The sequence below is a fragment of the Deltaproteobacteria bacterium genome (assembly GCA_016178705.1).
GTDB lineage: Bacteria > Desulfobacterota > Binatia > HRBIN30 > JACQVA1 > JACOST01.
Genome location: JACOST010000031.1, coordinates 164,665 through 177,689, shown reverse-complemented (window position 1 = coordinate 177,689; position 13,025 = coordinate 164,665). Strand labels below are relative to the sequence as shown.

The window sequence follows — 13,025 nt, the reverse complement described above, 5'->3', positions numbered from 1 at the left end:
ATCGTTCACTCTTCCTCGACCTCCACCACCTCGGCGGTCTTGCCAACCGGCTTCACGCCCAACTGAGTGGCCACTTGATCGAGCACGCCGTTGACGAACACGGCAGACTCTTCCGAGCCGAAGCGGCGGACGATCTCGATCGCTTCGTTGATGACCACGCTGGGCGGGACTTCCGGTGTTCCGAGCAACTCATAGGTCGCCAAGCGCAGCACGTTGAGATCCACCTTCGAGAGTCGATCGAGCCGCCAGTTCGCGGCCGCCTTGTCGACCAACGCATCGATCTCGGCGCGTCGACCCACGACGCCTTCCACCAGGCTGAGGGCGAAAGCCTTCACCGGTTCCGTCGCATCGGAACTCAGCCAGAAGCCGCGCAAAGAGTTCTCCGACACTTCGCCGGTGATCTCCTGTTGGTAGAGTGCCTGGAGCGCCAGCTCCCGGCCTTTGCGTCGCATGCCCATAACGATGTCGTTGCGAACGGCTCAAGCCAGCGCGCGCTTCACGTTGGCCATTTCCAGCGCACACAGCGCGGCTTCGGCGCCTTTGTTGCCCCCGTCCGATCGCGCGCGCGCCAGCGCTTGCTCCACCGTGTCGGTGGTCAGCACACCGAAGGCGACCGGCACGCCCTGCTGCACCGCGAGCTGGCTCAGGGCGACCACGATGCCGCTCGCCAAGACTTCGTTGTGCATGGTCTCGCCTTTGATGATCGCACCCAAGCAGATGACACCATCAACCTTGCTGCTGCTAGCCAGCAGATGCGCTGCGAACGGCAACTCGAAGGCGCCGGGCACATGAATCACCTCGATGTCGTCGTCGGGCGTGCCATGCTCGCGCAACGCCCCCAGCGCCCCGTCGAGCAAGCGATCGGTCACCACGCTGTTGAAGCGCGCGACCGCGATGCCGAAGCGGAGACCGCGGCCGATCAATTTGGTTTCATAAACTCGCGGCATCGCTCGCTCACGTGAGGAGTTGGAAGCCGGTCAACAAATGCCCGAGCTTCTGCTGCTTGGTGCGCAGGTAGCGGATGTTGCCGGCGTGCGGCGGGATCTCGATCGGGACGCGTTCGACGACATCGATGCCATAGGCTTTGAGCCCATGCAGCTTCTTCGGATTGTTGGTGATCAAGCGCACGCGGTCGACACCGAGATCGCGCAGAATCTGCGCCGCGATCCCATAGTCGCGCCCGTCTTCCTTGAAACCCAATTCGAGATTCGCTTCGACCGTGTCGCGGCCTTCATCCTGCAACGCGTAGGCGCGGATCTTATTTCCCAGACCGATGCCGCGCCCTTCCTGGTCCATATACACCAGCACGCCTTTACCGGCGGCGTCGATCATTGCCAGCGCCTTCGCAAGCTGGTCGCCGCAGTCGCAGCGTTCCGAGCCAAATACGTCGCCGGTCAAACACTGCGAGTGAATCCGCACTAGCACCTTGTCGTGCGGGCGGAGCACGCCCTTCACCAAGACGATGTGCTCGTCGGGATCGACGTCGCTGCGAAACACGACGGCGCGGAACTTGCCACCGACGCCGGCGCTGATGCGCGCTTCGGCTACGCGATGCACCAGCGACTCGGTGCGCAAGCGGTGCGCGACGATATCGGCGATGCGAATGATCTTCAGCTCGAACAGCTTGGCCAGCTCGGCCAGATCTTCCGGCTGAGCCAGCGTGCCGTCGTCGCGCAGAATCGCGCAGAGCGCGGCGGCGGGCTTGAAGCCGGCAAGCCGAGCGATATCGGCCGACGCTTCGGCGAGCCCGGCGCGCACCAGGACACCGCCGCTGCGGATTTGAATCGGGAAGATGTGCCCGGGCATGACCAGATCATTCGGCCCGGCGCCGTCGCGTACCGTAACGCGAATGGTAGTGGCGCGATCGCCGGCGGAAATGCCGGTGGTGACTCCTTCGCGCGCTTCGATTGAGGCTCCGAACGGCCGCACCTTGCCCGCTGGCGCATCCGGCACCATCAACGGAATGCCCAACTCGCGCATGCTCTCGCTGGTCAGGCTCAGGCACACCAAGCCGCGGGCGTGCGTGGCCATGAAATTCACACTCTCGGGAGTCACGCGCTCAGCCGCGACGCAGAGATCCGCTTCGCTGCCCTCACCTTCCACGACGATGACGGGCTTGCCCTGCCGCACATCGTCCAGGGCTTCGGTGATGGAAGACAGGGTCATCGCTTCCTCTCGCTCGCAAACACGGGCATGGCCGTGATGAGGAGGTCCGCACCGACGCGTTGCACTCGGATATCGCTCAACGCCAACGCGTGGCGCATCGCACGCACACCGAGCGCGTCGATCATCGGCCGGCCATCACCGCCGATGAGTTTGGGTGCGAGAAAGATCATCATGCGATCCACGAGCTTTGCCTTCAATGCAGTTGCGGCTACCGCCGCGCCGCCTTCAATCAGTACCGAACTCATACCCCGCCGCCCCAACGCCGCCAAGACCCGCGGCAATGAGACGCCGCCGTCACCGGCAGGCACGGTCAACAACTGCACGCCGCGCGCTTCCAGCCGCCGACGCTTGGCCCCTGCCGACACGCTCGTCGCTACGACCGTAGCTGCTGCGCCGCGCTTTGTCAGCACCTGCGCGGTTTCGGGAATCCGCAAGCGGCGATCGAGGACCACCCGCACCGGGTCGCGGCCACCGCGCAGGCGGCAGGTCAACGCCGGATCATCCCGCACGATTGTCTGCACGCCAACGAGGACGGCGTCGTGTTCATTGCGCAGCCGGTGCACAAGGCGGCGTGCTGTTGCGCTGGTGATCCATTTCGATTCGCCGGTGGCAGTGGCGATGCGCCCGTCGAGCGATGCCGCTAGCTTTAAGATCACGAACGGTCGCCCTGCCGTCACATGCGTGCGGAATGCTGCGATCTGTTCGTCACAGGCACGCTGCTCGACACCTACGGTCACCGCCAGGCCAGCGCGACGCAGCTTCGTTGCGCCACCGCCCGCTACCTGCGGATTCGGATCGCGGGTACCGATGACGACGCGCGCGATGCCGGCGGCGCGGATTGCCGCGATACATGGCGGTGTCCGCCCGAAGTGCGCACACGGTTCCAACGTCACATACAACGTGGCACCGCGAGCGCGCCGACCGGCATCGCGCAGCGCGTTCACTTCGCCATGCGGTCCGCCCGCCGGCGCGGTGAAGCCGCGGCCAACCACGCGACCGTGCTGAACGATGAGGGCGCCGACAGAAGGATTCGGGCTGGTCCGCCCCAGGCCGCGGCGGGCCAGGCGCAACGCGAGCCGCATGAAGCGCGTGTCGTCGTCCACGCCTCAGGCCTTCTTCACCTTGCGCTTCGGGCGCGCGGCGCCGACACGCTCTTTCATCAACTGCTGCAACTCGCGCATGAATTCTTCCGCGTCCTTGAACGATCGATACACCGACGCGAAACGCACGTACGCCACCTGGTCCAGCTTGTGTAGCTCGCGCATCACCGCTTCACCGATCACGCTGCTGGCAATCTCTTTGTCGCCCCGTTCCTGCAGGCTGCGCTCGATGCGATCGGCAATCTGGTCGATGGTGGCCACGCTCACCGGGCGCTTCTCGCAGGCGCGTTTGAGGCCGGTAATGATCTTGGGACGATCGAACTCCTCGCGGCTGCCGTCACGCTTGACCACAACGGGAAACACCTCCTCGACTCGCTCGTAGGTGGTGAAGCGCCGCTGGCAATGCTCGCAGACACGGCGGCGGCGGATCACGCCGCCGTCCTTCGCCAAGCGCGAATCGATGACGCGATTCTCCAGATCGTGACAGAACGGGCACTTCATCGGTAAACCAAAGCGTGGTGCTGCTTACCGAAAAGGTACCGCAGCCGCAAACACGCTCTGTCGTGCCCTGCGCCTGTGCGTTGAATTCCGAGTCCCTTGCAGGGTAAGAAGCATCAACCTTCGACAACAGCGAAAAGGAGCAGCTTTATGGACTTCGGCGTCTTGATGTTCGCCACCGACTACGCAATCCGTCCCGACGATCTCGCGCGCGCTGCCGAAGAACGCGGCTTCGAGTCGTTGTGGTTTCCGGAGCATACCCACATTCCGGCCAGTCGGCGCAGTCCGTGGCCCGGCGGACCCGAGCTGCCGAAGGAGTACTGGCACACGCACGACCTATTCGTCGCGATGACGATGGCGGCAGCGGTGACCAAGAAGCTCAAGGTCGGCTCCGGCATCTGTCTGGTGATCGAACGCGATCCGATCGTCTTGGCAAAGGAAGTGGCGACGCTCGATGCGCTGTCGAATGGGCGGCTCCTGTTCGGCATTGGCGGCGGCTGGAACGCCGAGGAGATGGAAAACCACGGCACCAACTTCAAGACGCGCTGGAAGCGGTTGCGTGAGTCGATCGAAGCGATGAAGGCGATCTGGGCCAACGACAACGCCGAGTACCACGGCGAGTTGATCAACTTCGATCCGCTCTGGTCATGGCCGAAGCCGACGCAGAAACCGCATCCGCCGATCTACCTCGGCGGCCACGGTGAGAAGGCGCTCAAACGCGTGGTGAAGTATTGCGACGGGTGGATGCCCATCGGACTGCGCGCTGGCGACATGAAGAAGGAGATCGCCGCGCTGCACGCGCTCGCCAAAGCCGCGGGCCGCGATCCGAAGTCGATCGCGATCACGCTCTACGGCGTCCCGTCCGACGCCGATGTGATTCGCTCATACGCCGACATGGGCATCCACCGCGTATCGTTCGCCCTCCCACCTGCCGATCGCGACACCGTGCTACCGCTGCTCGATCGCTACGCAGAGGTCATGCGCCAAGCACGGTAGTAGGATGCGGTAGTGAGACGCGTAGCAATCATCGGTTCAGGCGGAACGGGCAAGAGCACTCTCGCAACGCTCGTCTCCCAGCGCACGGGGCTTCCCGTCGTTCACCTCGACCCTCTTTTCTGGCGGCGAGAGTGGACCCAGGCACCGAGGGACGAATCGCTGCGCGACTTCGACGCGGTGATCGCTCGTGATCGGTGGATACTAGACGGTAACTTCCTTGTGGGTCAGAGCGGCAAGGAAGACGCCCGCTTCGGGCGGACGGACACAGTGATCTTCGTCGACCCGCCGCGCACCACGTGCCTGTGGCGAGTTCTCCGGCGGTTGGTGCGGGATCGGAACGCGTTGCGCCCGGACTTGCCGGAAGGCTGTACTGAACGACTCGACTTCTCCTTCTTGCGATGGGTGTGGTCGTATCCGCAGACCACGCGCCCGCGCGTGCTCGAACTCCTTGAGCGAATCCACCAGAGGGTAGACACCTATCGTCTCTTCTCGCGCGCGGATGTAAAGCGATTTCTCGATTCCCTGTGAGCAGTGAGTCGCGGACCAGCAGCACCTGGCGATTCATGGGAGGCACGAGCATGGATCAACCCGAGCGAAGCTACATCCCAGCCGCGGGACAACACTGGCTCCTTCGGCTCTATGATCCGCTTCTGTGGATTCTGCGCGGGGACGCTCTCAAGCGGCCGTTGATTGAGCAGGCGGCCATCACACCCGGGTTCCGTGTGCTCGATGTCGGATGCGGGACCGGCTCGCTGACGGTCCTCATCAAGAGGCTGCACCCACAGGCTGCGGTCGTCGGGCTGGACCCAGACGACAAAGCGCTCGCGATCGCGAAGCGGAAGGTGGAACGGGCTGGATTGTCAGTCGAGTTCGATCGAGGCTTCGCAGACCGGCTGGCCTACCCGGATGCGTCGTTCGACCGCGTCTTCTCATCCTTCATGTTCCATCACCTGACGCGGGACGAGAAGTCAGCGACGCTTGGCGAGATTCGCCGCGTCCTCAAGGTGGGCGGCTCACTGCACCTGCTCGACTTCGCCCCGCCGCGGAGTTTCCTCTCCCGAGTTGTCGGTCATCTCTTCCATCAGGCGGCGCACGTCGAAGACAACGTCGCCGGGCGTATTCCATCGCTCATCGCTGAGGCGGGTCTCGTCGATTGCGAGGAAGTGGCACATCGGAATACCCTCGTCGGAAGCATTGCCTACTACCGCGCCGTCACTATCGAGGGTTCGCCGTGAAGGTCGCGCTCGGCTTGAAGGCCCACTCGGGATGGGCGGCCCTCGTTGTTCTCGGCACACGCGGCGGCGATCTCCACGTCGTCGATCGGCGCCCTATTGAACTCGTCGCGCCGAACGATGCGCGCTGGGCGAAGCAGCCGTACCACGCTGCCGAACACTTGCGCCCTAACGATGCGCGAGATCTGGTCAAGCGGGGTCTCGCGGCGGCATACCGGAGCGCGGTCCGCGAGATGCGCGCCGCGGTAAGCCGAACCCGTGAAGACGGACACGAGATCGCCGCGTGCGCTGTCCTGGTCGCCAATCCCATGCCCAGTTGGACTGTTGACGAAATCCTCGCCGTGCACTTCCGTATGCACAAAGCCGAAGGGGTGCTGTTCCGCGACGCGCTAGCTCGCGCTGCCGAGGCATGCAACTTGAGGCTCGTGACCATTCCAGAGAAGCGCCTGGTTGAGCACGCTGGGGCCGCGCTGGCGATTTCCGTGAGCAGCTTGGTGAAGACGATCGCGACCGTTGGACGATCCGTCGGCGCTCCTTGGGGCAAGGACCAGAAGGAGGCCGCGCTGGCTGCGATGATTGCACTGCGAGGCGAGTGAAGTGAGCACTCGTGCGGCCAGCCGCCGGAAATCGGTTGATCGTCGCCCAAGCGTCGCACGATGGCCGTTCTGCGAGATTCGCCACTTCTGACTCACCCCGCCGCCGCGCCGAGTCTTGCGCTCACGCCTACGGACTCCCCCCTTCGCACGGGCATGCCACATGCTCTAACCCGGCAGGCGAATGACCGGGTCGACAGTGGGGCGAGCACATGCCCTATCGAATTGCTCAGCGCGTCGACGACTTCCGCGAAGGCGCCGGGTGAATCGCTCGCTGGTCGGCCTCGGTGTCGTGTGGGTCTGCGGAGTCGGGTTGGGTTTGTGGATGTTGACCGATTACGCAAACGCTCCTGGCCGGGCGGCGGACACTCCGGCATTGTGGCCGATCGCGAGCAGCATCGCGCGCGTTCCCGGTCGCGCCACCTTGATCATGTTGGCCCATCCGCGATGCCCCTGTACGCGCGCGAGTATCGGCGAACTGGCTCTACTCATGGCACAGACGACGGAGTTGGTCTCAGCGTACGTGCTGTTTCTGAAGCCAACTGGCTTTGACAGTGATTGGTACCGCAGCGACTTGTGGGACAGTGCCGCAAGTATCCCGGGCGTGACGGCGCTGGCGGACGAGGGTGGGCGAGAAGCTCTTCGCTTCCACGCCGCCACCTCTGGCCAAACCATTCTCTATGCTGCCGACGGGCACTTGTTGTTTAGCGGAGGCATCACTGCCGCGCGCGGACATTCCGGGGATAATAGCGGGCGCACTGCGGTGCTGTCGCTACTCACCACTGGCGCGGCGGACAGGACCGAGACCGCGGTATTCGGTTGCGCATTGATCGAGGGAATCGCCGCGACCGACGACGGAGCACTGGTATGTCGTCAGTAGGGCGAACGCACATTCATGCCGCGCGTGCGACAGTCCTCTTCAATGAGCACCGGCGGCGCATCTTCGAGCGCACCGATCGCATGTTCGCCGGCCTGATGGCGTTGCAATGGTTCGCCGGCATCGCCGCTGCCTATTGGATCTCGCCCAAGACCTGGACCGGAACGCTGAGCTCGACACATCCACACATCTGGGCCGCAGTGCTTCTCGGCGGCACGATCAGCAGTCTGCCCATCGTTCTCGCCATCGCGCGACCGGGCCGACCCGCCACGCGCTACGTGATCGCGGTCAGTCAAATGCTGTGGTCATCGCTATTGATCCATCTCAGCGGCGGACGGATCGAGACCCACTTCCATGTCTTTGGCTCCCTGGCATTTCTTGCCTTCTACCGCGACTGGCGGGTGCTCGTGCCCGCCACCGTTGTCGTGGCGGCGGATCACTTTCTTCGCGGTGTCTACTGGCCGCAATCGGCGTACGGCGTTCTGACCGTCAGCTCGTGGCGGTGGTTGGAGCATGCCGGCTGGGTCATCTTCGAAGATGCATTCCTCATGTATGCCTGTGTCCAGAGCGCGAGAGAGATGCAAGACATGGCTGGCCAGAGAGCCCAACTCGAAGCCGTGAACGAACGGATCGAAACGACGGTGCTCGAACGAACCGCTGATCTCAGCCGAGCGCACATCGACCTGCTGCAGGCCAAGGACGTCGCCGAGGCGGCCAACCGCGCCAAGAGTGAGTTTGTCGCCAACATGAGCCACGAAATCCGCACGCCGATGAACGGCATCATCGGCATGACCGAGCTGGCGTTGCAGACCGAACTGAACGCCGAACAGCGGGAGTACCTGCAAATGGTGGCCGCCTCCGGCGATGCGCTCATGGCGGTGATCGACGACGTGCTCGACTTCTCCAAAATGGAAGCCGGAAAGATCGACCTCGACCCGATCGACTTCGACTTGCGGAACGGCATCGGCGACATCATGCGGGCAATGGCCGTGCGCGCTCACCTCAAGGGTCTGGAGTTGGCCTACGAGGTCCACGCCGCTGTTCCCACCGCGATCGTCGCTGATCCCCATCGGCTGCGCCAAGTGCTGACCAACTTGGTCGGCAACGCCATCAAGTTTACCGAGCGGGGCGAAGTGGTAGTCTCGGTCGCGCTCGACTCGTTGGCGCACGACGAACTCCGCCTCCACTGCAGCGTGCGCGATACCGGCATCGGCATCGCCGCCGAGAAACGAGACGCCATCTTCCGCGCCTTCGAGCAGGCCGACGGCTCCACGACTCGCAAGTACGGGGGCACCGGGCTCGGCCTGACCATTTCGCGCCGCCTCGTCGAAATGATGGGCGGGCGCATCTGGGTGGACAGCGGAGTCGGGCGCGGCAGTACTTTCCACTTCACACTTTGCGCCCGCGTCTCTTCGAAACTCCTGGGCCGGGCGGCCCCGATCGAGAGCCTCAAGGATCTGCTGGTGCTGGTGGTCGATGACAATACGACCAACCGCCGAATCCTCAACGAGCTGCTCACTCACTGGCAGATGCGCCCCACCACCGTCGACAGCGGAGCGGCCGCGCTCGGCTGCATGATGCACGCGGTGGCCAACGGCGCACCTTTCCCGCTCGTCCTCGTTGATGTGCACATGCCCGAAATGGACGGCTTCGAGCTCGCCGAGCGGATCAAGCACACGCCCGCACTCGCCAGCGCCACCATCATGATGCTGTCCTCCGCCGATCTGATGGGTGAAGCGGCGCGCTGCCGTGAGTTGGGCGTGGCCGCCTTCTTGACCAAACCGCTGCGCCAATCCGAGCTCCTCGACGCGATGCTGCTAGCCCTCGGCAGCGTGACGCAGCTCGCGCCGCCGACCGGGCACCACTTACCGCCACCGGACGCTACGACGCGGACGTTGCGCGTCCTCCTCGCCGAGGACAACGCCGTGAATCAAAAGTTGGCTCAGCGCCTCTTGGAGAAACGCGGCCATACGGTTCGTGTCGCTAGCAATGGGCAGGAGGCGTTGGCCGCCTTCGCCGCGGAAGCCTTCGACTTGATTCTGATGGACGTGCAGATGCCCGAGATCGACGGCCTCGAAGCGACCGCCGCCATTCGCGCACGAGAAAGAGTGAGCGGCACGCACACTCCAATCATCGCATTGACCGCGAACGCGATGAAGGGCGACGAGGAACGCTGCCTAGTCGCAGGCATGGACGGCTACGTCAGCAAGCCCCTGCAGCCGGCGAAGTTGTATGAGGCGATCGAGCGCCTTGTCCCTGCCCCGGCGGATCCAACGGAGGATTCAATGATCTCGGAAGGGCCGGGATGTGCAAGAGAGTATGCCGCGGCCCGACCATGACTGCGGACTCATAACAAGCGTCCCTCGGGACTGGACCGTTGGTGTTTGCCGATGAAGCTCGGGGTTTGTCGGTCTCGCCGCGCTCTTGTATGAGTCGCCGCCGAGCCGACGATGACCACCGACACGCAATCAGCCGCAATCGGCCGCCGCATCGTCGTCGCCGCCGGCGCCTGGGCGAGTGTGGGGGCGGTGTTCGGCTTGTTTGTTGCCTATCTCACCGTCATCACCAATGAATCCTTGATCGGTTCCGGGGCGAGTCTGCGGTTCGCGCTATTCGTGAGCGTCACGTACGCCGGCATCTGTTTGCTACTCGGCGGGATCGTGGCCAGCGGCGGCGCCTTGAATCAACGAAGACGGCGGTCACGTACCCTCAATCCGGCCGACGCGTCGCCCCCGATCGCTCCTTGGTTCACCGCTCATCTGATCGCGGCGTTAGCAGCGCTGCTGGTCGTCACCGTGGGCGGTATGCTGGCGCGGAAACCGCATCTGCGACGATATCCTGCGAGCGCGACTGCGACCACAGCGATGGCCGGCTTCGCAGCCGCCGCGGCAGTGGCGTCGCGCGCCACGAAGCGCTTGCGAGTTCGGCGTTGTTGGTCGTCTGTGCTTGCGTTGTTCGCGATTGCGGTCACCCTTGTGCTCGTTCTCCTCTCTCTCGATCGGCCACCAATGCGACCGGACCGAGTCGCACTGCCGAGACGCAGCGCATCGGCGGCGCGCCTGATGCTGCTCGGTCTCGACGGGGCGGATTGGCGGCGGATTCGCCCGCTCGTTGCCCGCGGCCGGCTGCCGACGTTCGCGACCCTGATGCGCGATGGCGTCACGGCGCCGCTGCATACGATGCGCCCGACAAACTCACCGATCCTGTGGAGCACGATCATCACCGGCACGACGGCTTCGCAGCACGGTGTGTACGACTTCAACGAGACGCCACTACCCGGCCTCCCGTGCGGCGTGCAACGCCTGCACGTCGCCCGCTTCCTGCCGCTGCTGGGCGGCATGCGCGCACTCATGCGGGGGCTGCACGACGCCGGCGTACTCGCCTTGTTCCCGGTGACCTCATGCCATCGGCGCGCCAAGGCGCTGTGGAACATCCTCTCGGATCAGGGCGAGCGCGTCGCCGTCATCAATTGGTGGGCAACCTGGCCGAGTGAGTCGGTCAATGGATATCTCGTCTCCGACAACAACCCGTGGCGCGCTGCCCGCATCGCGTTGATTTTCGACCACGTCAATCCGGCAATCCAAGGCGTCACGTATCCAGAGGGCCTGATGGCCGAACTCGCGGCGGTGGCGCCAATGCCGACGCAACGATCGAACGACGAAATCCTGGCCACACCGTTCTTCGCCGACTTGAACGCGGCGGACCGCCTCGCGCTGACACGGGCTGCAACCCTGAAGTATCTCGACACCACGCGCGCGGTCGATGCCTTCAGCGCTGCCAGCAGTTTCTACCTCGCCGATAAGGAACGCTTCGCATTGCTCACGGCCTATCTCCCCGGCATCGACAACTCGAGCCACTACGCCGGGCACCAGCCCGCCGTCATCGACCACTACTACGAGTTCGTCGATGGGTTGCTCGCCGGATTCTTGCAGCGTATGGATGCGAACACTACCCTCGTCATCGTTTCCGACCACGGCTGGGACTACGGGCGCCGCAGGAGCTTTGGACATGAGAGTGGACCCGACGGGATTTTGCTGCTCTACGGCGCCGGCGTGCGGCGCGGCGTCGAGCTGTCGCAGACGCCGTCGCTTCTCGACATCACGCCCACGCTGCTAGCTCTGCTCGGCCTTCCGGCATCGGACGAAATGCCGGGGCGCGTCATCGAAGAGGCGCTGCAACCCGACGTGCTGGCGGCCGTGCCACGCACGCCTCTCGCCAGCTACGGCGCGTACACGCCGCCCGCGCGCATCCCCTCCCGCAACGACGAGCTGACGAGCGAAACGATGGAGAAGCTGCGCGCGCTCGGCTATGTGCGCTAAGACGCATAACGCTAGCGCACGAATTGACCGCCTTCTATGACGTTCTCTCGCCTTCTTCGCGCTCTCCTCATTCTCGGAACCGTCGTGTCGACCATCGGATGCGACCAGGCCACGAAACACCTCGCCCGCTCGCATCTCGCTGGTCTGCCGCCACGCTCCTTTCTCGGAGGTTTTGTGCGCATTGCCCTCGCCGAGAACGAAGGGGGCTTTCTGAGCCTCGGTTCGTCCCTTCCCCCTGCGCTACGGGCTACCGTGTTCTTTCTCGACGTCGCCGCCGTTCTCGCCCTCGCCGCGGTCTACCTCGTTCGTCCCGCCGGGCTGCGCTTCTCGGTGCTTCTCTGCGCGTGGGGCATCTGGGCCGGCGGCCTCAGCAACTTCCTCGATCGGATTCTGTTTGAGGGTCGGGTCACCGACTTCATGATCGTCGGTCTCGGGCCACTGCACACCGGCGTCTTCAATGTTGCCGACGTGGCGATTGTCGCGGGCGGTGTCTTCCTCGCTCTGTCGGCTTGGCGAGTCCACCCAACCGGGCCTGGACCTGACGGAGTTCATGAGGGCAATAGTGAACGATCAATCGAGTAATCGAATTGCCGCAGTTGCCGCGATAGGTGGCGCACTCCTCCTCTTTGTTGGCACCTATCTTCATCCGATGGGCGCAGATCCAAATGTGCCATTGGCCGCCTTCACCGAGTACGCCGCCGATCATCATTGGGTGGCGAGTCATCTGATGCAACTGTTTGGCGTTGCGCTGATGGTGATGGCGATGGTCCTCCTGTCCCGCTGCTTGGCAGGCGGTCCCGCCGACACAGCCGCTATCTGCGGCATGGCTGCTGCGGTTGCGAGTCTGGCCCTCGCCGGCGCACTGCAAGCTGTTGACGGTGTCGCGCTGAAGTCTATGGTCGACGCGTGGGCGGCAGCACCGGAATCAGAGAAGGTGGCTCTCTTCCATGCCGCACTTGCGGTCAGGCAAATCGAGATCGGACTGGCGAGTATCGCCAGCTTGCTCCTGGGTCTGACCGCGACGATCTATGGCGTCGCGCTGTTGATTGATCCGCGTTTCCCTAAATGGTCGGGCGCACTGGCGCTTGTCGGTGGACCACCGACCGCGGTCGCCGGCGTGGTGATGGCCTACACCGGCTTTTCGGAGCTGGCGATGGACATCAACATGCCCTCTAGTGTTCTGCTGCTGTTGTGGATGATTGCTCTCGGCGTCCATCTGTGGAAACGCCGCGCGCTGTAGTTAG

At 64.1% G+C, this 13,025-nt stretch carries 14 protein-coding genes; 9 read left to right on the top strand and 5 right to left on the bottom strand.

The annotated features are described in order from the left end of the window. Nucleotides 1-5 precede the first annotated feature (5 nt). The 5 genes from nusB to nrdR are packed head-to-tail and all read right to left on the bottom strand — an operon-like array spanning nt 6 to nt 3,767. A complete protein-coding gene (gene nusB / locus HYR72_23950) occupies nt 6-458 on the bottom strand; it encodes a transcription antitermination factor NusB (protein MBI1818045.1) in 453 nt (150 codons plus the stop codon). A gap of 21 nt (nt 459-479) precedes the next feature. Continuing rightward, nucleotides 480-947 carry a 6,7-dimethyl-8-ribityllumazine synthase gene (locus HYR72_23945; GenBank protein MBI1818044.1) on the bottom strand — a complete coding sequence of 156 codons (468 nt, stop codon included), beginning with the start codon at nt 945-947 and terminating at the stop codon, nt 480-482. Between the two features lie 7 nt (nt 948-954). Beyond that, nucleotides 955-2,166, bottom strand: coding sequence for a GTP cyclohydrolase II (gene ribA, locus HYR72_23940; protein MBI1818043.1), 1,212 nt, complete (start codon nt 2,164-2,166; stop codon nt 955-957). Continuing rightward, nucleotides 2,163-3,269 carry a bifunctional diaminohydroxyphosphoribosylaminopyrimidine deaminase/5-amino-6-(5-phosphoribosylamino)uracil reductase RibD gene (gene ribD, locus HYR72_23935; protein ID MBI1818042.1) on the bottom strand — a complete coding sequence of 369 codons (1,107 nt, stop codon included), beginning with the start codon at nt 3,267-3,269 and terminating at the stop codon, nt 2,163-2,165. The genes ribA and ribD overlap by 4 nt, the downstream gene beginning before the upstream one ends. A gap of 3 nt (nt 3,270-3,272) precedes the next feature. Further along, the gene (gene nrdR, locus HYR72_23930; protein MBI1818041.1) at nt 3,273-3,767 is read right to left on the bottom strand and encodes a transcriptional repressor NrdR; all 495 of its coding nucleotides are present in this window, start codon (nt 3,765-3,767) and stop codon (nt 3,273-3,275) included. A 147-nt stretch (nt 3,768-3,914) separates the two neighbouring features. Here nrdR and HYR72_23925 point away from each other — a divergent pair, with 147 nt between their 5' ends. From HYR72_23925 to HYR72_23885, 9 genes are all read left to right on the top strand, one after another. Further along, complete coding sequence (locus tag HYR72_23925; protein ID MBI1818040.1) at nt 3,915-4,760, top strand: LLM class F420-dependent oxidoreductase; 846 nt, start codon at nt 3,915-3,917, stop codon at nt 4,758-4,760. Between the two features lie 12 nt (nt 4,761-4,772). After that, nucleotides 4,773-5,288 carry an AAA family ATPase gene (locus HYR72_23920; GenBank protein ID MBI1818039.1) on the top strand — a complete coding sequence of 172 codons (516 nt, stop codon included), beginning with the start codon at nt 4,773-4,775 and terminating at the stop codon, nt 5,286-5,288. 50 nt (nt 5,289-5,338) lie between these two features. After that, entirely contained in the window at nt 5,339-5,995 is a 657-nt protein-coding gene (locus HYR72_23915) for a class I SAM-dependent methyltransferase (GenBank protein MBI1818038.1), read from the top strand. Then, a complete protein-coding gene (locus HYR72_23910; protein MBI1818037.1) occupies nt 5,992-6,588 on the top strand; it encodes a hypothetical protein in 597 nt (198 codons plus the stop codon). The genes HYR72_23915 and HYR72_23910 overlap by 4 nt, the downstream gene beginning before the upstream one ends. Nucleotides 6,589-6,847: 259 nt before the next feature. Continuing rightward, nucleotides 6,848-7,465, top strand: coding sequence for a RedB protein (locus HYR72_23905; GenBank protein MBI1818036.1), 618 nt, complete (start codon nt 6,848-6,850; stop codon nt 7,463-7,465). Between the two features lie 584 nt (nt 7,466-8,049). Continuing rightward, on the top strand, nt 8,050-9,801 hold the full coding sequence (locus HYR72_23900) for a response regulator (protein ID MBI1818035.1): 1,752 nt from the start codon (nt 8,050-8,052) through the stop codon (nt 9,799-9,801). Nucleotides 9,802-9,912: 111 nt separating this feature from the next. Continuing rightward, nucleotides 9,913-11,781, top strand: coding sequence for an alkaline phosphatase family protein (locus tag HYR72_23895; protein ID MBI1818034.1), 1,869 nt, complete (start codon nt 9,913-9,915; stop codon nt 11,779-11,781). Between the two features lie 84 nt (nt 11,782-11,865). After that, a complete protein-coding gene (locus HYR72_23890; protein MBI1818033.1) occupies nt 11,866-12,363 on the top strand; it encodes a signal peptidase II in 498 nt (165 codons plus the stop codon). Beyond that, nucleotides 12,344-13,021 (top strand): hypothetical protein, encoded by a 678-nt coding sequence (locus tag HYR72_23885; protein ID MBI1818032.1) that lies wholly within the window; start codon nt 12,344-12,346, stop codon nt 13,019-13,021. The genes HYR72_23890 and HYR72_23885 overlap by 20 nt, the downstream gene beginning before the upstream one ends. Nucleotides 13,022-13,025: the final 4 nt, after the last annotated feature.

What these genes read in the sequence shown, in the direction of transcription:
- nusB (MBI1818045.1), bottom strand. Translation starts at nt 458, where the DNA reads ATGGGCATGCGACGCAAAGGCCGGGAGCTGGCGCTCCAGGCACTCTAC.
- HYR72_23945 (MBI1818044.1), bottom strand. Translation starts at nt 947, where the DNA reads ATGCCGCGAGTTTATGAAACCAAATTGATCGGCCGCGGTCTCCGCTTC.
- ribA (MBI1818043.1), bottom strand. Translation starts at nt 2,166, where the DNA reads ATGACCCTGTCTTCCATCACCGAAGCCCTGGACGATGTGCGGCAGGGC.
- nrdR (MBI1818041.1), bottom strand. Translation starts at nt 3,767, where the DNA reads ATGAAGTGCCCGTTCTGTCACGATCTGGAGAATCGCGTCATCGATTCG.
- HYR72_23925 (MBI1818040.1), top strand. Translation starts at nt 3,915, where the DNA reads ATGGACTTCGGCGTCTTGATGTTCGCCACCGACTACGCAATCCGTCCC.
- HYR72_23915 (MBI1818038.1), top strand. Translation starts at nt 5,339, where the DNA reads ATGGATCAACCCGAGCGAAGCTACATCCCAGCCGCGGGACAACACTGG.
- HYR72_23900 (MBI1818035.1), top strand. Translation starts at nt 8,050, where the DNA reads ATGGCTGGCCAGAGAGCCCAACTCGAAGCCGTGAACGAACGGATCGAA.
- HYR72_23895 (MBI1818034.1), top strand. Translation starts at nt 9,913, where the DNA reads ATGACCACCGACACGCAATCAGCCGCAATCGGCCGCCGCATCGTCGTC.